This window comes from Gordonia sp. OPL2 (assembly GCF_003797825.1).
Classification (GTDB): Bacteria; Actinomycetota; Actinomycetes; order Mycobacteriales; family Mycobacteriaceae; genus Gordonia.
Map to the genome: position 1 here is coordinate 27,242 of NZ_RKME01000010.1, position 18,788 is coordinate 46,029.

Below are 18,788 nucleotides of genomic sequence, written 5' to 3' on the forward strand. Positions count from 1 at the left end.
GAGATGACTGTGGACACCGCCACTGCGGCCGGCACCACCTCGCGCGACGACGCCGGCGTCGTCCTGCCGGTCGGCATCATCGGCTTCGGCTGGATGGGACGCGCTCACGCGCAGGCGTATGCACGTATCCGACACCACTATCCGCACATCTCGCCGGTCCCGCGACTCATGGTGATCGCCGATGAGGTGACCGATCGTGCGGCGCAGGCCGCCGTCCAGTTCGACGTGCCCTCCACGGTCGCCGACTGGCGTCAGGTCGTCGACGACCCGACGATCGGCGCGGTCAGCGTCACCGCACCCAACTTCCTGCACCGCGAGATCGGTTGCGCCGTGGCGTCGGCAGGCAAGCACCTCTGGATCGAGAAGCCGGTGGGGCTGTCGGCCGAGGATGCGCGTGCCGTCGCCACCGCGGCCGCACATGCCGGGGTGGCGACCGCGGTCGGGTTCAACTACCGCAACGTGCCCGCCGTCGCGGCGGCCCGCGAGTTGATCGCGGCCGGCGGGATCGGCGAGGTCACGCACGCCCGCTTCCGACTCTTCAGTGACTACGCGGCCCATCCCGACGGTGCGCTCAGCTGGCGCTTCCAGCGCGATCGGGGTGGCAACGGGGTCTTGGGCGATCTGGCGTCGCACGGCGCCGACCTGGTCTGGTTCCTGCTCGGCGAGATCGATTCGCTGGTGGCCGACACCGCGATCTTCGTCGCCGAGCGGCCGAAGCCGACGGGAGCCACGGCCGGTCATCAGCTGGCCTCCGGCGGTGAGCGCGGCCCCGTGGAGAACGAGGACTACGTGTCCGCGCAGATGCGGCTGGCCTCCGGTGCCCGCTGTGTCCTCGAGGCGAGTCGGGTCTCGGTCGGCGCGCAGAACTCCTATGGTTTCGAGATCCACGGCACCGCCGGGGTCGTGCGATGGGACTATCGGCGTATGGGTGAGCTCGAGGTCGGACAGGGTTCGGACTATCAGGATCTCGCGGTGTCCACGCGATTCGTCGGCCCGGGCAGCGGCGACTTCGCGGCATTCCAGCCCGGCGCGGCCAACCCGATGAGCTACGACGATCTGAAGGTGATCGAGGCGGCTCGGTTCTGCGCGGCGATTGCCGACGCCGGGAGCGGAGCGAGCGGGTCGATGGGTGCCGACGCCGGGAGCGGAGCGAGCGGGTCGATGGGTGCCGACGCCGGGAGCGGAGCGAGCGGGTCGACGGCTGCCGACGCCGGGAGCGCGCCCAGTGCGGGCGCGACGATTGCCGATGCCGTGCGTGCCGCGGAGGTCCTGGACGCGATGACGACGTCGGTGCGCGAGGGGACCTGGGTCTCCCCGGCCTCGATGAGGTGATCGGCCGGTTCGGTCCCTTCCGGCGTCGGAGTGGTCGTCGACCGGTCGGCGGAGACGGATTCCCGTACGCGTTGGCGCTGCTCGGCGCCGGGGCGTTGTTCATGGAGATCCTGGACGCGACGATCGTGGCGACGGCGTTGCCGGCCATCGCCGCCGATCTGGGTGTCCGTCCGCTCGACGCGGCGGTCGTCGTCACGTCGTACCTGATCACCTTGGCGGTCCTGATCCCGTTGTCGGGGTGGGTGGCCGATCGGTTCGGGGTCCGCCGGGTGTTCCTGATCGCCGGGGCGGTGTTCACCGCGGCATCGGCCGGGTGCGCGGTGGCGCCCGATCTGACGACCCTCGTGGTCATGCGGGTGCTGCAGGCGGCCGGTGGGGCGATGATGGTGCCCGTCGGGCGGCTCGCGGTGTTACGCACGGTCGAACGGGGGCAGTTGGTCCGGGCCATCGCGTATTTGACGTGGCCTGCGTTGATCGCACCGGTGGTGGCGCCGCTGATCGGCGGTCTGATCGTCACGCATGCCGACTGGCGGGTGATCTTCGCGATCAACATCCCGATCGGGATCGTCGGGTTGGGCGCGGCGGCGATCTGGTGTCGTCCGGCGGAGACGGGCGACGCGCGGCGGCGTCTCGATGTCGTCGGGGTCGGCTTGACCACGTTCGCGGTCGCCGCGGCGATGCTGGCCGCGCAGGAGGTCTCGGCGGACCGACCGCGGTGGGTCGTGGTGGCGGCGTGGCTCGTCGGTGCGGTCATCGTGGGTGGGCTGGCTGTTCGACGGATGCGGACGTCGTCGTACCCATTGCTGAATCTGGATGTGCTGCGGGTGCATTCATTTGCGTCGGTGGTGGGGTTCGGGACGGTGTACCGCCTGGTGATCAGCGCGGTGCCGTTCCTCTTGCCGTTGATGTTCCAACTCCAGTTCGGCTGGTCCCCGGTCGCCGCGGGCGCGATGGTGACGGCCCTGTTCCTGGGCAACGTGGTCATCAAACCGTTGACGACGCCGATGATGCGCCGCTGGGGAATCCGGCGGGTGCTGCTGGTGGATCTGCTGGTGTCGGTGATCGCCTTCGGGGCTCTCGCCGGACTCGGGCCGGACACCGCGGGGCTGATCATTGCGATCGTTCTGGTCGTGTCGGGCTCATTGCGGTCGATCGGCTTCTCGGCGTACAACACGCTCGCGTTCGCCGACGTCGAGTCGTCGGAGTTGAGCGACGCGAACGCGGTCCACGCTGCCGTCCAGGAACTCGGTTCGGCGTTCGGGGTGGCGCTCGGCGCCGTGGCCGTCTCGGCGTTCGCCGCGCTCGATGTGCTACCCGCGGGCGCATATTCGGCTGCGTTCCTCCTGCTCGCCGTGCTGATGCTGGTGTGCGTCGTGGGCGCGTTCCGTCTGCCTGACCGGGCTGGGGAGCGGGCCGTCGGACCAGCCTGAATGAGCCTCCACATCAGAATGTCTTGACAAAGTCTTGACAGCGGGGGTGTGACGGGTATTACATCATCGCCAGGAGAGTGTCCCCTCGAACACTCTGCACATCGAGAGGAAGAGACAACGATGCATTCCACGACAGGTCGCCGTCAGGGGCGTCGCGGGCGGTTGATCGCGGCGGCCGCCGCGCTGACGTCTGCGGTACTGATCGTCGCCGGGTGTTCCAGCACCGGCGGTGCGCCGGAGGACAACGACAACGGCGGCGGGGGCGCGGGCAACGCCGGCACTCCCGAGAAGACCGTCGCGATGATCACGCACGAGGTCCCGGGTGACTCGTTCTGGGATCTCATCCGCAAGGGTGCGGAGATGGCGGCCAAGAAGGACAACATCAAACTGCAGTACTCCTCGGATCCCGAGGCCCCGAATCAGGCCAACCTGGTGCAGACCGCCATCGACAGCAAGGTCGACGGCATCGCACTGACACTCGCCAAGCCCGACGCCATGGCTCCGGCGGTCAAGAAGGCCATCGACGCAGGCATCCCCGTGGTGGCCTTCAACTCCGGCTACGACAACTGGAAGCAGATGGGCGTCCAGCAGTACTTCGGCCAGGACGAGACCCTCGCCGGCAAGACAGCGGGTGAGCGTCTGACCCAGGACGGGCGTAAGAAGGTCCTCTGTGTCATCCAGGAGCAGGGTCAGATCGCCCTCGAATCCCGATGTGCCGGCGTCAAACAGGGCTTCACCGGCGGTGGCTTCGAGATCCTCAACGTCAACAGCAAGGACATGCCGTCGGTCGAGGCGACGATGACCGCGAAGTTGCAGCAGGATCCGTCGATCGACACGGTGGTCACCCTCGGTGCGCCGATCGCACAGACCGCCGTGCAGTCGAAGGGCAATGCCGGCTCCAACGCCGAGATCGTCACGTTCGACACCAACGCCGCGCTCGTTCCGCTGATCCAGAACGGCGACGTGAAGTGGGCGATCGATCAGCAGCCGTACCTGCAGGGCTACCTCGCGATCGACTCGCTGTGGCTCTACATGACCAACGGCAACACCATCGGCGGTGGCCAGGCCGTTCTGACCGGACCCGCCTTCATCGACGAGTCCAACATCGACGCCGTCGCCGACTATGCCAAGAACGGCACCCGCTGACCGGCGGAAGGAATCCATCATGAGTACTCAACAAGATCTCGACCTCTCGACACACACGGTCGTCACCGACGAGCGGGTGAAACGGCAGAAGCCGTTGCAGCGCTTGCTGGTCCGCCCGGAGATCGGCGCACTCTTCGGTGCCATCGCGATCTTCATCTTCTTCTGCATCGTCGCTGCGCCGTTCCGGACCCCGGAGGCGCTGGCCACCGTCCTGTACGCCAGCTCGACCATCGGCATCATGGCCTGCGGTGTGGCGGTGCTGATGATCGGCGGTGAGTTCGACCTCTCGACCGGTGTGGCCGTGACGTTCTCGTCCCTGGCCGCATCGATGCTCGCCTACAACCTGCACCTCAACGTCTGGCTGGGCGCGGTGCTGGCGTTGGTGCTGGCGCTGGCCGTCGGCTTCTTCAACGGCTATCTGGTGATGAAGACGAAGATCCCGTCGTTCCTCATCACGTTGTCGACGTTCCTGATGCTGACCGGTATCAACCTCGCGGTCACCAAGCTGGTCACCGGGCAGGTCGCCACGCCGTCGATCTCGGACATGGCCGGATTCGACTCCGCGCAGAAGGTGTTCGCGTCGTCGTTCACGGTCCTCGGAGTGTCGGTCCGCATCACGGTCGTCTGGTGGATTCTGTTCACGCTCGTCGCGACCTGGGTCCTGATGCGCACCCGCGTCGGCAACTGGATCTTCGCCGTCGGCGGCGGCCAGGACTCGGCGCGTGCCGTCGGTGTGCCGGTCACCAAGGTCAAGATCGGCATGTTCATGTTCGTCGGTTTCTGCGCCTGGTTCGTCGGCATGCACCTGTTGTTCGCCTTCGACACGGTGCAGTCCGGTCAGGGTGTCGGCAACGAGTTCTTCTACATCATCGCGGCGGTGGTCGGTGGCTGCCTGCTCACCGGTGGTTACGGAACCGCGGTCGGCGCGGCCATCGGTGCCTTTATCTTCGGCATGGTGAACCAGGGCATCGTCTACGCGGGCTGGAATCCCGACTGGTTCAAGTTCTTCATGGGCGCGATGCTGCTCTTCGCGGTGATCGCCAACAACAGTTTCCGCAACTACGCGGCGAAGAGGTGAGCAGAGTAATGAGTTCAGCAATCGAGGCACGACCGGAATCGGAGTCCAGTGGCGGCAAGGTGCCCCTGATCGAGCTCCGCAACGTCGGCAAGTCCTACGGCGCGATCATCGCGCTCAAGGACATCAGCCTGCGGGTCAAGGCCGGTGAGGTCACCTGCGTGCTCGGCGACAACGGCGCCGGCAAGTCCACCCTGATCAAGATCATGGCCGGCCTGCATCAGCAGACCGAGGGGCAACTGCTCATCGACGGCGAGGAGACCCTCCTCGAATCACCCAAGCACGCCCTGGAGACCGGCATCGCGACGGTGTACCAGGATCTCGCCGTCGTCGGTCTGATGCCGGTGTGGCGCAACTTCTTCCTCGGTCAGGAACTGCGCAAGGGGCCGTTCCGGTCACTCGACATCCAGTCGATGCGGGCGACCACCAAGGAAGAGCTGTTCAAGATGGGCATCGACCTGCCCGACGTCGACGCGCCGATCGGCTCGCTCTCCGGCGGCCAGCGGCAGTGTGTGGCGATCTCGCGGGCCATCTACTTCGGCGCCCGGGTACTGATCCTCGACGAGCCGACGGCGGCGCTGGGTGTCAAGCAATCCGGCACCGTGCTGCGCTACATCTCGGCCGCGCGTGACCAGGGCTTCGGGGTCGTGTTCATCACCCACAACCCGCATCACGCGCACATGGTGGGCGACCACTTCGTCCTCCTCAACCGCGGACGCCAGAAGCTGGACTGCACCTACGACGAGATCACTCTCGACGAGCTGACCCAGCAGATGGCCGGTGGCGACGAACTCGACACGCTCAGTCACGAACTGCGCCGCTGAGTCGCTCACCGCGAGTAGTCCACCCGCCCGGCTCCGAAGGGGCCGGGCGGGTCCCATTTCGTGTACATGCCGCGAACGGTCGGGATACGTTGTCCCGGAGGAGTTCAGCGGTGACAGAGATATCGTCTCCGTGAGAGAGAGGATGTGGGGATGACCGACGATCATCGCCTGGTCGGGGTTGTGTTCGGCGCGTCGAGCCCGTTCGAGGCAGACCTGATCGACGAGCTCTATCTCGCGGCCGACGACGCCGGCTACCGGATGTCGCTCGGACTGCACACCGGCCGACGGACGCGGGGGAGAGCCGTCGCGGATCTCGTCGCCCAGGGATGCGACGTGGTCATCGTCGTCGGTGCCGAGTACGGTGACCGCTTCGACGTACCGGTTCCCATCGTCGTGGTCGGCGAGCGCATCCCCGACGTCACCGCGGTGACCATCGGCACCGATGAGTGGCGAGGTGCCCATCTCGCGGTGCAGTACCTGATCGATCTGGGCCATACGTCGATCGCCCACGTCGAGGGCGGCGATCACCCCTGCGCATCCGAGCGGCTGCGCGGCTACCTGGGCGCGATGACCGCCGCGGGACACCGCGACGACTGTCGCACTCTCGTCGGCGACTACACCGAGGAGGCCGGGGCTCTGGCTGCCGAACGGCTTCTCGCCGAAGGGAATCTACCCACCGCCACGTTCCTCGCCAACGACCGGATGGCCGTCGGATTCATCGATGTGATGCGACACAACGGTGTCCGCATCCCCGAGGACATGTCGGTGGTGGGCTACGACGACGGCCCGCACGCGGTTCTCGGACACGTGAATCTGACGACGATCCGTCAGGACGTCGGCGGACTCGCCCGCGCCGCCATCGACGCCGTCGCATCGCTGGTGGGGGATTCGTCCGAGACGGCGAACACCGGTGGGTTCGGCTTCTACGGATCGTTGGCGCTCGAGCCCGAATTGATGGTGCGCGGCACGACGTCGCCTCCTGACGGCTACGACACGGATCACGGTGCCGCGACGCCGGTCCGCTGGGGTCTGCTCGCGGACTCATGCAGCGACGAACTCGTCCGCGAACTCGGCACTCCCGGAACGATGTCCGGAGCGATCGAGGTCGTCGCCAGCGCATCCACGGCGGTTGCGTGGGAGATCGCCGATCGTCTCGGGATCATGGTCAGTTATGGCATCTACGAGGATCTGATCGACGACCCGGACATCGACGCCATCCTCATCGCCTTGCCCGCCGACGCGCGCGAGGTGTGGGTCACCAAGGCGCGCGAGGCGGGCAAGGTCGTGCAGGTGTCGACGACCGCATAGCGTTCGTCCCCCGGTTGTGTGATCGTCCGGCGGTTGCAACCAGCGGACGAGCACAGAGCCGGGGGACGAACACAACCGGGGGCGAACGGCCGGCGGATCAACAGCGGCCGACGAACAGCCCGCGGGTGAAAACAGGTCGCCTACGCGGCCTCGTCCATCCTCGTCCGTTCCTCCAGCTCATCGATCGCATTGCGTGCGAACACCTGCTGCTCGGTGATGGCCAGTTGGGTGCGGCTGCGCGTGGTGAACGCGAAGAACCAGTCGACCAGCGTGGTGAACCGATTGCGGAACCCGACGAGGTAGACGAGGTGCAGGACCAGCCAACCGATCCAGGCGACGAAGCCCGCCATCTCGATACTGCGGGACGTACCCGGTACCGGGATCTTGGCGACGGCGCTGAACCGTGCGATGGTGGCCATCGAGCCCTTGTCCCAGTACGAGAACGGCTTTCGATTCTCCGGGGCGGCGCCGGTGAGTCCGGCGGTGATCGCCGATGCGGCATACTTCGCACCCTGGATCGCACCCTGAGCCATCCCGGGGACACCCTCGACGGCCATCATGTCGCCGACGACGAAGACCTCCGGATGATCCGGCACCGTCAGGTCCTCGAGGACCTTCACCCGGCCCGCACGGTCGAGTTCGACGCCGGACTGCTCGGCCAGTTGACGTCCCAACGGGCTGGCGGCGACTCCGGCCGACCAGACCTTGCACTGGCTCTCGATACGGCGACGTGTGCCGTCGGCGTCCTTGACGACGAGACCGTGATAGTCCATGTCGACGACCATCGCGCCCATCTGAATATCGACGCCGTTCTTGGCCAGCCGCGCGGTGGCCCGCTCACTGAGCTTTCCGCCGTACGGTGGGAGGACGACCGGGGCCGCGTCGAGCAGGATGACCTTCGCGTCCGTCGGGTCGATGTTGCGGAACGCGTCGCGCAGTGTCTTCGTCGCCATCTCGGCGATCTGGCCGGCCATCTCCACGCCGGTCGCCCCGGCGCCGATCACCACGAAGGTCAGCAGTCGCTCGCGCTCGACCGGGTCCGTCGACAACTCCGCCTGCTCGAACGCGCCGAGGATACGACCGCGCAACTCGAGGGCGTCGTCGATCGTCTTGAGTCCGGGTGCGAACTCGGCGAACTGATCGTTGCCGAAGTAGGACTGATCCGCCCCGGCGGCGATGATGATGCTGTCGTAGCCGGTGACGGTGACACGGTCGAGCAGACGTGAAGTGACCGTGCGGGATTCGAGGTCGATCTGCTCGACGTCACCCAATACCACGCGCACGTTGTCCTGCTTGCGCAGGATCACTCGCAGCGGCGGGGCGATCTGACCCTCGGAGATCACCCCGGTCGCCACCTGGTAGAGCAGCGGCTGGAAGAGGTGGTGGGTCGTGCGTGCGATCACCGTGACGTCGACGTCGGCCTTGGCGAGCCGGCGGGCGGCGGTCAACCCACCGAAGCCGGAACCGATGACGACGACCCGATGGCGCGTCGGGGTCTCCTCGGCGTGCGCGTTGAGCGATTCAGAATCCATGCGACTACCTTCCAGCGATTCACCTCCGGGACACCCAGGCGGTCGATGTCCGAAGTCGTTCGCTCCACGCCGGTCGATCCCGGCCACGCCAGTCGCGTTGATGATGCTACCTACCTCAACGGTCTCGGCGCGAGTCGATATTCCCCTCGATCTCCTCAGCGCGGGTCGAGTCCGATGGCTCGGTAGGCGTCGTCGAGGTAGCGCATGTTCTCGACGGCGTCGTCGAGTCCGATGGGCAACGACGTCCCGTGTCGCACCGCGTCGGCGAACGCCTCGAGTTGATACGTGTAGGTCGACCGTGTCCCGAGATGTTCGACGGACACGGTGCCGCGTGTCGCCGACACCACGGTCAGACGGTCGTCGCGGTTGGGGCCGAGATAGTCGTGCAGGTACAGGCTGCCCTCGTCGCCGACGATCCGCAGGCTGAAGACGAACTCGCCCGCGACCATCGACACCGCCTGGGTTCCCTTCGCGCCGTTCGGATATCGCACATCGAGAATGCACGACTCGTCGATCTGCGGGCTCCGGAGCACCGCGCGACCACCGGTGATCTCCGGGTCGCCGCCGCACCACTTGCCGAGCACGCGTGAGACGTGCAGCGAGTAGCAGCCGAGGTCCATCAGCGCGCCGCCGGCCAGATCGTAGGACCAGCGGGGGTCGTCGTCGCCGGGTGCCGGCATCGCCATCACGACCTCGACGTCGCGGACGGTGCCGATCGCCCCGCCGTCGAGGAGTTCGAAGGTCCGCGTCATCAGTGGGTGGAACAGGTAGTGGAAGCCTTCGAGGATCGGCACTCCGGCGGTCCGCGCGGCGGCGGCGACCTCGCGCGCCTCGGACTCGTTGCGCGCGAACGGCTTCTCGGACAGGACGGCCCTGCCCGCACGGATCGCGGCGAGGTTCCAGGGTCCGTGCAGCGAATTCGCGAGCGGGTTGTAGATGACGTCGACCTCGGGGTCGGCGATCACCTCGTCGTAGGACGCCAGGACTCGCTCGACGCCGTACTTGTCGGCGAAGGCGGCCGCACGGCCGCGGTCACGCGCGGCGACGGCGACCAGTCGGTGGCCGAGTGCCTGTGCCGGCCCGATGAGCGCGGTCTCGGCGATTCGTGATGCGCCGAGGATTCCGATGCGCAGAGGCGTGCCCGCGTCGCTCATACGTGCACCGGACGCTGCGCGACCTTGCGCAGGAACGACATCGACACCGCGACGTTGCCGGCGGCGGCGTCGCCGTCGGCCTCATCTCCCAGGATCGTGTCCTGCTCGAGGACATACCAACCGGTGAATCCGGCGTCGACGAGCGTGCCGACGACGCGGGCGATGCGCGCTTCGCCGGCGCCGAGTGGTACGTACATGCCCTGCGCGACGGCGTCGGTGTAGGTGAGCGCACCGCTCTGAACCTGCTCGGCCAGCTCGACCTTGACGTCTTTGAGATGGGCGTGGGTGATGCGGTCGGTGAACGCCTGCGTGACCTCGAGCGGGTCGGTGCCACCGATCAGCAGATGCCCGGTGTCCAGACAGAGACCGATGGTCGAGTTCTCGAGCACGCGGTAGACCTCGTCACGCTTCTCGATCATGGTGCCGACATGGGGGTGCAGGGCCGCGGTCACACCGCGACTCTCGGCGAGCTCGCCCAGGCGGTCCAGGTTGGCGAGCAGAGTCGTCCACTCGTCGTCGCCGAGGTCCGGGCGGTCGTCGTAGCCGTCGACTCCGGTGGCCGCGGCCAGCACCAGAACGTCTCCGCCGGAGGTCTCCAGACGGTCGAGGACCTCGTTCACCGCAGGCGCGGGATCGTGGTCGGCCTTGTGCAGCACCACGGGGACGAAGGAACCGACGCACTGCAGGTCGTACCTCGCGAGGGTGTCGCGGAGTTCCGCCGGCGAGGACGGGAGGAAGCCCTCAGGGCCGGTCTCGGCGGCGGTGACGCCGAGTTCGCGCATCTCCCCGAGAACGCGTTCGGGGCTCAGCTGATAGCCCCATCCGGGCACTTCACACACGCCCCAGGAGATCGGGGCTGCGGCGATGCGGAGGTCGGTGGTCGTCATGGTGGTGGTCCTCACTGTGGTGCTGTTCACGGTCGTGCTCGTCTGATGGGAGGTCTAGCGGTTCGTCGAAAGACGTTTTCCTGCAGCGTGTGCCGATCGCACGTCATCGATGCGGACGGGTCTGTGGGTGGCGACCGACTGCGTGGCCGCCTCGGCGATCAACGCGACCTCGAGGGCGTCCTGCGCGGTACACAGGTCATTGCGCGGATTCGTCCCCAGCACCTCCTCGCAGAAGGCACCCAGCTCTGCCCGGTAGGCCGCGGTGAACCGATCCATGAAGAAGCGGTGCGGAGATCCGGAGGGAAAAGTGCTGTCCACCTCCAGGTTCCGGACCGGCGAGCCGTCGTCCCATCCGGCGACGACGGAGTCGGTGCTGCCGTGCGCCTCCAGGCGGCAGTCGTAGCCCCGTCCGTTGTATCGGGTCACCGACACGACGCCGATGGTGCCGGAGGCGAAGGTGAGCAGGACGGAGGCGGTGTCGACGTCGCCGACATCGGCGAAGATCGGGTCGCCCTGGTTGCCGCCGATAGCGTACACCTCGACGACCTCGTCGCCGAGAAGCCAACGGACCGTGTCGAAGTCATGGACTGCGCAGTCCCGGAAGATTCCGCCCGACGCCGCGATGTAGTCCGTCGGTGGCGGTGCGGGGTCCAGCGTGGTCGAGCGGACGGTGGTGATGAATCCGAGGTCGCCGGAGACGACGGCGGCGCGTGCGGCGGCCATCGCCGGATCGAAGCGCCGGTTGTATCCGATCCGGACGGGTACCCCGCTGTCGCCGACGCGTCGCACGACCTCCGCGGAATCGGCCACCGACAGAGCGATCGGCTTCTCGCACAGGGTCGGGATCCCGGCCGCGACGGCCTTCTCGATCAGGTCGGCGTGTGTCGGTGTGGCGCTGGCGATCACGACCGCGTCGACACCGGACGCGAGCAGCTCGTCCGTGTCGGCGGCGGGGCGGGCGCAATCCAGCCGGCGCAGGGTGGCGTCGACGGCGGCGGGCACGGCATCGGTCACGACGAGTTCGTCGACCCCTGGCAGGTCGGCCACCGTGCCGGCGTGGAAGGCGCCGATCCGTCCGAGCCCGATGATCCCGATCGTCAGTCCCATCAGTCGATCCCTCCCATCACGATCTGATCCCAGTCGATGACCGAGCCGGTAACCACGCCGCTCCGGTCCGACAACAGGAACACGACGAAATCGGCGATCTCGTCAGGTTGGCCCAGCTTGCCCATCGGCACCGATGCGTTGGCGTCCTCGATCCAGTCGTCGCCGGCTCCGTGGAACCGCTTCTGGACCTCACCCTCGCCCTCGGTCTCACTCCAGCCGATGTTCAGACCGTTGATCCGGATGCGATCCCATCGATGGGCGTGCGCGGCGTTCTTGGTCAGGCCCACCAGGCCCGCCTTGGTTGACGAGTACGGCGCGAGGTAGGCCTGCCCGCCGTACGACGACATGGTGATGATGTTGACGATGCTGCCGGGAGCCTTGCGGCCCACCATGTCCCGCACCGCCGCCTGCATGGTGAAGAACGGGGCACGCAGATTGATGGCGACGTGGCTCTCGAACAGCTCGGGGGTGGTGTCCAGAAGACTTCCGCGGGAGGTCGTGCCCGCGGCGTTGACCAGGCAGTCGATCCGCCCGAACTCGGCGACCGTCGCCGCGACGGTGTCGGCGGCCGCGCGGGGGTCGGTCAGATCGGCCTGGACGAATCGGACGGGCCGGCCGTCGAACTCTGCGGCGAGCCGTTTGCCCTTCTCGGCGTTTCGGCCGCTGAACACCACGCGGGCACCGGCACTGGCGGCGGCGCGGACGATCGCTGCCCCCAGGCCCTGTGTCCCGCCACTGACCAGCAGTACCTTGTCGGCCAGTGCCGGCTGATCGGTCATCGTCGGCGAATCCTTTCGATCACGGGATGTGACGTGTGTCGAGTGCGGTGAGTTCTGCGTCGAAACGGGCCGGGTCGACGTCGTCGGCGATGGCCCGGGCGAGCAGTTGCGCCTGGGATTCACCGGTCAGTCCGGTGATCGGCTGATCGAGGTCGAGATTGCTCGGGAACGCGTAACCCTCGGCGGCAGCGGCGATCACATTCGTGACCGCGCGACTGTCACCGGTGGCGGCCAGTTCCCGCAGTGCCGGATAGATGCGGCGCATGATGGTCGATCGGTCGACCGCATCCATGGCCCGCCCGAAGGCCGACGAGACCTGCAGCAGATTGGCCATCCGCTTGATGTCGGTCGACGTGTTGTGACCAGCGGCGTGGAACAGGGCCGGGTTGAAGAACACCGCGTCACCCGCCGACAGCGGCAACTGCACGTAGTTCTGCGCGAAGTAGTCGCGGAACTCGGGGAGATTGAACGCCAGGTAGCCCGCCTCGTAGGTCTGGGAGTACGGCAGGTACATGGTCGGGCCGGACTCGATCGGCATGTCGACATGGGCGACCGCACCCTGCAGGGTCAGGGCAGGCGACAGTCGATGGACGTGCGCGCGGAACGTCGCGGCGGTGTCGGTCGACATGAATCCGAGGTGGTAGTCGCGGTGCGGGTTCTGGGCCTCGCCGCCCGGGTTGACGACGTTGATCGCGGAGGTCACCTGATACCAGGGGCCGAGCCAGGCCTCGCTGATCAGGTTGAGGACGTCGTTGGAGTAGTACCGGGCGAACAATGCGGGATCGCGTTCGGCGAACTTCTGCAGCGCGTTCCAGATGCGGTCGTTGGCGCCGGGCTTGGCGAAGTGGTCGCCGTTGGAGACGCCCGCGGCGTGCTGGTCGGCGATGATCTCGGTGAACAGGGTCGTGGACTCGGCGAGGCCGTGGCGGTCGTCGAACGCGCCGGCGAACACGACGATGCCGGGACCGTTGAGCAGTGCGTCGGCCAGTTCGTCGGCGAGCGCCTCGCGGGCGTCGCCGGTCAGTGCGGTCACGGTGGCCGAGTCGTAGAACAGGACGCCGCGTTCGGTGCTCGCCGCGTGCGGGTAGTCGGCGAGGTCGGTGGTGCGCTGGGTGAGCGCGATGAAGTCGTCGAGGTCGCATTCGGCGGCGGAGATGCGGTTCGCTCGGGGGGTGGTGGCGCTGCGCAAGGTCATGGGCGCGCGCTCCTCTCTGATGACGTTGGTGCGATGAAGGTGTGGGGCCCTCGGCGATTCCGCCATGATCACCTACTCAGAATGGCAAGATCCTATTGTCCGGACAAGGGCAGTTTTCCATCAAGAATCCCTCAGGAGTGTTCCGTGCCACATCGCTATCCGGTTCGCGAGATCGCCCGGCAGGCCGGGGTGAGCGAGGCGACCGTGGATCGGGTCCTGCACCGGCGGCCGGGGGTCCGCGAGGGAACGGTTCTCCAGGTCGAGCAGGCGATCGCCGACCTCGATCGTCAGCGCAGCCAGCTGCGTCTCTCGGGCCGGCGGTTCCTCATCGATCTCGTGATGGAGACCCCGCGTCGGTTCTCCGACCTCGTCCGGGAGGCGCTCGAGCTGGAACTGCCCGGCCTGCGGCCTGCCGTGATGCGCGCTCGCTATCACCTGAGAGAGACGTGGGAGGTCGACGAACTCGTCGCCGAACTCGACTCGGTCTGTCGGCACGGGAGTCATGCCGTGGTGCTGAAGGCGCCGGACACCCCGGAGGTGGCGGCGGTCATCGGTCGGCTGACGGCGGCGCGGATCCCCGTCATCACGCTGGTCACCGACGTCCCGATGAGCACCCGGATCGCCTATGTGGGCATGGACAACCGGGCCGCCGGTGCGACGGCCGCGTATCTCATGTGCCAGTGGCTCCGACATGTCGAGGCCGACATCCTGGTCATCACCAGCAGCGAGATGTTCCGCGGCGAGGAGGAACGTGAGATGGGGTTCCGCTCGGCCATGCGCACCTACGATCCCGGCCGGCGGATCGTGGAGATCTCGGAGTCGGACGGCCTCGACGCGACCAGCCGAGTCCTCACCGCCCACGCGTTGCGCGAGCACCCCGGGATCGCGGCCGTGTACTCCATCGGCGGCGGCAATCGCGGCATCGTCGCGGCGTTCGCCGCTGCCGACCGAACGTGCGAGGTGTTCGTCGGGCACGACCTGGGCGATGCCAACCGTGACCTGCTGCGCAGCGGGCATGTCACCGCTGTGCTCCACCACGATCTGCGCGACGACATGCGCCAGGTGGCGCAGTCGGTGATGGGCTTTCACGGTGCCCTGCCGGGGGATCAGCGGCCGCGGGCATCGGGCATCCACATCATCACCCCGCACAATCTGCCCGACTGAGAGCACTCGGACGGATTCTTGTCTTTACATATTAATGTCCAGGTTTCTGGTGTTAGTGTGTCGTCGTGATCACACCCATCCCGGTGGAGCTGGACCGATCGACCCCGGTGCCGCTCTATCATCAGCTGGCGCAGGCCATCGAGGCCGCCATCGTCCGCGGTGATCTCGCTCCCGGTGATCGCCTGGAGAACGAGCTCGACATGGCCGGCCGGCTGAAGCTGTCACGACCGACGATCCGGCAGGCCATCCAGGAACTCGTGGACAAGGGTGTGGTCGTGCGCAAGCGCGGTGTCGGTACGCAGGTCGTGCAGAATCCGGTGCATCGTTCCGTCGAACTCACCAGTCTGTACGACGATCTGACGACCGCGGGGATGCATCCGAGCACCCAGTTGCTCGAGTACCGGATCGGTGTGCCCGACGACGAACTGCGCACCGAACTCGGCCTCGCCGTCGGGGCGGAGGCGGTCACCGTCAAGCGACTCCGGTGTGCCGGCGGAGAACCGTTGGCGCTCATGATCAATCACCTGCCGGCAGAGATCTGCCCACCCGCCGGGGAGCTCGAGACCGGCGGTCTCTACAAGGGATTGCGCGGGCGCGGCGTACACATCCGGCTCGCCCGCCAGCGCATCGGCGCCAAGGCTGCCGACGACGACGAGGCGACATTGCTCAATGACGTGGTGGGTGCTCCGCTGCTGACCATGCAGCGCACCGCTTTCGACGATGCCGGACGTGTCGTCGAGGTGGGGCGGCACGCATACCGAGCAGATCGCTACTTCTTCGAGACGACCGTCGTCGACCGCTGAGGTCCCGCTACCGCCGGCGTCACCGGTCGGTCTGCGCCGACTGCTCGGTCTCGGGATCGGTTGTGCCGTCCGGGGTCTGGCCGGTCACCGCGATCAGGAGGGCGCGAACCGCCATCGCCCTGCGATACGACTGCCCGGTCAGCTCGTCGAGCGCGCACTCCGGGTCGGCAGGCGGACCGAGGTGCGTGCACCCGCGCGGGCACGCCTCGATCGCGTCGTGGAGATCATCGAAGGCGTCGACGATGTCATCTGGGGTGACGTGGGCCAGCCCGAACGAGCGGATGCCCGGCGTGTCCACGACCCATCCGCGCCCCTGGCCGGTCTCGGGTAGCGCCAAGGCGACCGACTGGGTCGAGGTGTGCCGGCCCTTGCCGACGCCCGACACGACACCCGTCGCCCGATCAGCATCCGGGACAAGGCGATTGACGAGGGTGGACTTGCCGACTCCGGAATGACCGATGAGCGCGGTGATGTGGCCGGCCAGCCTGGCCGAGACGTCCTCGAGCGGGTCGTCGCGGCCCGCGAGGACGATGGGCAGGTCGAGGTCGGCGAATGCCCGGGTGAACTCGGCCGGATCGGCGAGGTCGGACTTGGTGAGGCACAGGATCGGCGTCAGGCCGCCGACATAGGCGGCGGCGAGTGCGCGCTCGACGAATCCGGTTCGCGGTGGGGGATCGGCGAGCGCGGTGACGATGAGCAACTGATCGGCGTTGGCGACGACGATCCGTTCGTACGGGTCGGTGTCGTCGGCGGTGCGACGCAGGACCGTGGTGCGGTCGGCGACCTTCACGATGCGCGCCAACGTGTCCGGACGGCCGGTCAGGTCGCCGACGACGGCGACGTGATCGCCGACGACGACGGGTGTCCGGCCGAGTTCGCGTGCGCGCATGGCGACCACGCGACGATCGGGGTCACCACCGATGACGCAGCCCCACCGGCCGCGATCCACCGAGACGACCATGGCGTCCTCGGCGTCATCGTGGCTCGGGCGTTGCTTGGTGCGTGGCCTGCTGCCCTTGCCGGGACGTATCCGGACGTCGGATTCGTCGTAGCTCGAGGCGCGGCGGGACACGTCAGATGTGCCCGATCATCTTCTGCCACATACCCGGGAAGTCCGGGAGGGTTTTCGCCGTGGTCTCCACGTCGTCGACGGTGACACCCTGGGTGACGAGTCCGATCAGCGCTCCCGCAGTCGCCATCCGGTGATCGGCGTAGGACTCCCAGATCGCCCCGTGGAGCGGCCGCGGCACGATACGCAGGCCGTCCTCGGTCTCGGTGCAGTCCCCGCCCAACCGGTTGATCTCGGTCGACAACGCTGCCAGACGGTCGGTCTCGTGCCCACGGAGATGCGCGATGCCCGACAGCACCGACTCGCCGTCGGCGAGCGCGCACAGGGCGGCCACCGTGGGCGTCAGCTCGCCGACCTCCCGCAGGTCGACGCTGATGCCCGTGAGTTTCTCCGGTCCGCGCACGGTCAGCGATCCGTCGGCGCGTTCGATCGCGCACCCCATCTCGGCGAGAATGCCGACGATCTCGGCTCCGGGCTGGGTGGTCGTCTCGGGCCACCGGGGAACGGTGACGGCGCCACCGGTCACGGCCGCGGCCGCCAGGAAGGCAGCGGCATTCGACAGGTCCGGTTCGACATCCCGGTCGACCGCGCGGATCGGGCCGGGGGACACCTGCCAGGTGTCGGGGCCCGGACGGTCGACGGACACACCGGCCGTCGTCAGCATGTCGAGGGTCATGTCGATGTGCGGTGTCGACGGGACCGGCCCGCCACGGTGCCGCACCACGACACCCTCGTCGAATCGTGCCGCCGACAGCAGGAGTCCGGACACGAACTGTGAGGATGCGGATGCGTCGATCGTCACCTCACCCCCGCGGGCCGATCCGTGTCCGGCGACCGTGAACGGGAGACGGTCGCCGGTGACGTCGACCCCGAGGTCGCGCAGGGCGTCGAGGATGGTCGTCAGCGGGCGCGTGCGGGCCTGCTCGTCGCCGTCGAACGCGACCACGCCGTCGGCGAAGGCGGCCACCGGCGGCAGGAACCGCATCACGGTACCGGCCAGTCCGCAGAAGACGTCGGCGTCGTGCATGGGCCGTGGGTCGATGACCACCGTGGTCTCGTCATCCGGATCGACCCGCACGCCGATGCCCAGACCGCTGAGCCCGTTGAGCATGAGATTCGTATCCCGGCTGCGTAATGCGCCGCGGACCGTCGACGGGCCGTCGGCGAGCGCGGCGAGGATCAGCGCGCGGTTGGTGATCGACTTGGAGCCCGGCAACGCGACGGTGGCCACCACCGGCTCGGTGACCCTCGGAGCACTCCAGATACTCATGGGGTCCAGTCTGTCATGCCGAAATACGAGCACTGACCGCGATCTGGGCGGACAGGGTCACCGTGTGTCCGTGCGCAGCGGATGGTCGGCAGGGATCTCGACGACGATGATGGTGCGGTCGTCGGGGTCGGCGACGTGCATCTCGATCAGTCCCCACGGCTCGGTGCGGGCCTCGCGCACGATGTCGACGCCCGCCTCGCGGAGTTCCTTTTCCGCGGCACCCATGTCGCGGACCTGGAGCCACAGCACCGCGCCTGCGCTCGAGGTGGCGTCCTCGCTCATGTGCCCCGGGACCTCGATCAGTCCGTTGCCCGCGTGGAAGACCATGCCTCCCGGGTACTCCCGTGCGACGGCGAGTCCGAGCCGATCGCGGTAGAACGCCTGCAGGCGTTGCGGATCGCGGGTACGCAACAGGACCCGGCTCGCAAGGACCTCCATGTCTACTGGCCTTCGGTGCTGCCGTCGCTGCCGCCGAGGGCGTGGCCACGATTGACGTCGTTGCCGTGCCGCGCCGCCTCGTAGGCGGCCATCTCGCGGGCGATGCGATCGGTCTGGCCGATGGGCTTCGCGTCGCCGAAGGCGAACGTCGGATCGTGCTCGTATTCGTGCGGCTTGTCGGGGTCGTCGTCGGTCATCGCATCGGCCGGATGGTGGTCGTCCCGTGGGCTGTCGGACATGTCTCAACTCTAGGCGTCGAAAGGCGTCAGCAGGGC

At 67.7% G+C, this 18,788-nt stretch carries 18 protein-coding genes; 8 read left to right on the forward strand and 10 right to left on the reverse strand.

Annotated elements, in window-relative coordinates; all coding sequences use genetic code 11:
• Window positions 1–3 precede the first annotated feature (3 nt).
• The 6 genes from EEB19_RS12110 to EEB19_RS12135 all read left to right on the forward strand — a co-directional run bounded on the left by EEB19_RS12110 (window position 4) and on the right by EEB19_RS12135 (window position 7,115).
• A complete protein-coding gene (locus EEB19_RS12110; RefSeq protein ID WP_187586529.1) occupies window positions 4–1,332 on the forward strand; it encodes a Gfo/Idh/MocA family protein in 1,329 nt (442 codons plus the stop codon).
• A gap of 101 nt (window positions 1,333–1,433) precedes the next feature.
• A complete protein-coding gene (locus EEB19_RS12115; protein WP_187586737.1) occupies window positions 1,434–2,762 on the forward strand; it encodes an MFS transporter in 1,329 nt (442 codons plus the stop codon).
• A gap of 120 nt (window positions 2,763–2,882) precedes the next feature.
• A complete protein-coding gene (locus EEB19_RS12120) occupies window positions 2,883–3,908 on the forward strand; it encodes a substrate-binding domain-containing protein (protein WP_187586531.1) in 1,026 nt (341 codons plus the stop codon).
• A 19-nt stretch (window positions 3,909–3,927) separates the two neighbouring features.
• The gene (locus EEB19_RS12125; protein ID WP_187586533.1) at window positions 3,928–4,986 is read left to right on the forward strand and encodes an ABC transporter permease; all 1,059 of its coding nucleotides are present in this window, start codon (window positions 3,928–3,930) and stop codon (window positions 4,984–4,986) included.
• 8 nt (window positions 4,987–4,994) lie between these two features.
• On the forward strand, window positions 4,995–5,807 hold the full coding sequence (locus tag EEB19_RS12130; RefSeq protein ID WP_187586535.1) for an ATP-binding cassette domain-containing protein: 813 nt from the start codon (window positions 4,995–4,997) through the stop codon (window positions 5,805–5,807).
• 150 nt (window positions 5,808–5,957) lie between these two features.
• Complete coding sequence (locus EEB19_RS12135) at window positions 5,958–7,115, forward strand: LacI family DNA-binding transcriptional regulator (protein WP_187586537.1); 1,158 nt, start codon at window positions 5,958–5,960, stop codon at window positions 7,113–7,115.
• A 140-nt stretch (window positions 7,116–7,255) separates the two neighbouring features.
• On the opposite strand, the gene EEB19_RS12140 is transcribed toward EEB19_RS12135, so the two are convergent.
• The 6 genes from EEB19_RS12140 to EEB19_RS12165 form a co-directional block, all read right to left on the reverse strand.
• Window positions 7,256–8,647, reverse strand: coding sequence for an NAD(P)/FAD-dependent oxidoreductase (locus EEB19_RS12140; protein WP_187586539.1), 1,392 nt, complete (start codon window positions 8,645–8,647; stop codon window positions 7,256–7,258).
• A gap of 155 nt (window positions 8,648–8,802) precedes the next feature.
• Window positions 8,803–9,801 (reverse strand): Gfo/Idh/MocA family protein, encoded by a 999-nt coding sequence (locus EEB19_RS12145; protein WP_187586541.1) that lies wholly within the window; start codon window positions 9,799–9,801, stop codon window positions 8,803–8,805.
• A complete protein-coding gene (locus tag EEB19_RS12150) occupies window positions 9,798–10,688 on the reverse strand; it encodes a sugar phosphate isomerase/epimerase (RefSeq protein WP_187586543.1) in 891 nt (296 codons plus the stop codon). The genes EEB19_RS12145 and EEB19_RS12150 overlap by 4 nt, the downstream gene beginning before the upstream one ends.
• A gap of 54 nt (window positions 10,689–10,742) precedes the next feature.
• Window positions 10,743–11,795, reverse strand: coding sequence for a Gfo/Idh/MocA family oxidoreductase (locus tag EEB19_RS12155; RefSeq protein WP_187586545.1), 1,053 nt, complete (start codon window positions 11,793–11,795; stop codon window positions 10,743–10,745).
• Window positions 11,795–12,574 (reverse strand): SDR family oxidoreductase, encoded by a 780-nt coding sequence (locus EEB19_RS12160; RefSeq protein ID WP_187586547.1) that lies wholly within the window; start codon window positions 12,572–12,574, stop codon window positions 11,795–11,797. The genes EEB19_RS12155 and EEB19_RS12160 overlap by 1 nt, the downstream gene beginning before the upstream one ends.
• Before the next feature lie 19 nt (window positions 12,575–12,593).
• Entirely contained in the window at window positions 12,594–13,769 is a 1,176-nt protein-coding gene (locus tag EEB19_RS12165) for a phytanoyl-CoA dioxygenase family protein (protein ID WP_187586549.1), read from the reverse strand.
• 144 nt (window positions 13,770–13,913) lie between these two features.
• Here EEB19_RS12165 and EEB19_RS12170 point away from each other — a divergent pair, with 144 nt between their 5' ends.
• Window positions 13,914–14,933 carry a LacI family DNA-binding transcriptional regulator gene (locus EEB19_RS12170; protein ID WP_187586551.1) on the forward strand — a complete coding sequence of 340 codons (1,020 nt, stop codon included), beginning with the start codon at window positions 13,914–13,916 and terminating at the stop codon, window positions 14,931–14,933.
• 65 nt (window positions 14,934–14,998) lie between these two features.
• Window positions 14,999–15,736 (forward strand): GntR family transcriptional regulator, encoded by a 738-nt coding sequence (locus EEB19_RS12175; protein WP_187586553.1) that lies wholly within the window; start codon window positions 14,999–15,001, stop codon window positions 15,734–15,736.
• 19 nt (window positions 15,737–15,755) lie between these two features.
• On the opposite strand, the gene rsgA is transcribed toward EEB19_RS12175, so the two are convergent.
• Genes rsgA through EEB19_RS12195 form a run of 4 tightly spaced genes read right to left on the reverse strand, consistent with a single transcriptional unit; the run spans window position 15,756 to window position 18,752 of the window.
• Window positions 15,756–16,808 carry a ribosome small subunit-dependent GTPase A gene (rsgA, locus tag EEB19_RS12180; RefSeq protein ID WP_187586555.1) on the reverse strand — a complete coding sequence of 351 codons (1,053 nt, stop codon included), beginning with the start codon at window positions 16,806–16,808 and terminating at the stop codon, window positions 15,756–15,758.
• 1 nt (window position 16,809) lies between these two features.
• Entirely contained in the window at window positions 16,810–18,075 is a 1,266-nt protein-coding gene (aroA, locus tag EEB19_RS12185; protein WP_187586557.1) for a 3-phosphoshikimate 1-carboxyvinyltransferase, read from the reverse strand.
• A 57-nt stretch (window positions 18,076–18,132) separates the two neighbouring features.
• Window positions 18,133–18,513 carry a VOC family protein gene (locus EEB19_RS12190; RefSeq protein WP_187586559.1) on the reverse strand — a complete coding sequence of 127 codons (381 nt, stop codon included), beginning with the start codon at window positions 18,511–18,513 and terminating at the stop codon, window positions 18,133–18,135.
• Window positions 18,514–18,515: 2 nt separating this feature from the next.
• Window positions 18,516–18,752, reverse strand: a complete 237-nt coding sequence (locus tag EEB19_RS12195; protein WP_187586561.1) for a hypothetical protein — start codon at window positions 18,750–18,752, stop codon at window positions 18,516–18,518.
• Between the last annotated feature and the right edge of the window lie 36 nt (window positions 18,753–18,788).

Coding starts and splice junctions, on each gene's coding strand:
- EEB19_RS12125 (WP_187586533.1), top strand. CDS start 3,928: ATGAGTACTCAACAAGATCTCGACCTCTCGACACACACGGTCGTCACC.
- EEB19_RS12115 (WP_187586737.1), top strand. CDS start 1,434: ATGGAGATCCTGGACGCGACGATCGTGGCGACGGCGTTGCCGGCCATC.
- EEB19_RS12165 (WP_187586549.1), bottom strand. CDS start 13,769: ATGACCTTGCGCAGCGCCACCACCCCCCGAGCGAACCGCATCTCCGCC.
- EEB19_RS12145 (WP_187586541.1), bottom strand. CDS start 9,801: ATGAGCGACGCGGGCACGCCTCTGCGCATCGGAATCCTCGGCGCATCA.
- EEB19_RS12130 (WP_187586535.1), top strand. CDS start 4,995: ATGAGTTCAGCAATCGAGGCACGACCGGAATCGGAGTCCAGTGGCGGC.
- EEB19_RS12150 (WP_187586543.1), bottom strand. CDS start 10,688: ATGACGACCACCGACCTCCGCATCGCCGCAGCCCCGATCTCCTGGGGC.
- EEB19_RS12110 (WP_187586529.1), top strand. CDS start 4: ATGACTGTGGACACCGCCACTGCGGCCGGCACCACCTCGCGCGACGAC.
- EEB19_RS12140 (WP_187586539.1), bottom strand. CDS start 8,647: ATGGATTCTGAATCGCTCAACGCGCACGCCGAGGAGACCCCGACGCGC.
- EEB19_RS12160 (WP_187586547.1), bottom strand. CDS start 12,574: ATGACCGATCAGCCGGCACTGGCCGACAAGGTACTGCTGGTCAGTGGC.
- EEB19_RS12195 (WP_187586561.1), bottom strand. CDS start 18,752: ATGTCCGACAGCCCACGGGACGACCACCATCCGGCCGATGCGATGACC.
- EEB19_RS12135 (WP_187586537.1), top strand. CDS start 5,958: ATGACCGACGATCATCGCCTGGTCGGGGTTGTGTTCGGCGCGTCGAGC.
- EEB19_RS12190 (WP_187586559.1), bottom strand. CDS start 18,513: ATGGAGGTCCTTGCGAGCCGGGTCCTGTTGCGTACCCGCGATCCGCAA.
- aroA (WP_187586557.1), bottom strand. CDS start 18,075: ATGAGTATCTGGAGTGCTCCGAGGGTCACCGAGCCGGTGGTGGCCACC.
- EEB19_RS12155 (WP_187586545.1), bottom strand. CDS start 11,795: ATGGGACTGACGATCGGGATCATCGGGCTCGGACGGATCGGCGCCTTC.
- EEB19_RS12120 (WP_187586531.1), top strand. CDS start 2,883: ATGCATTCCACGACAGGTCGCCGTCAGGGGCGTCGCGGGCGGTTGATC.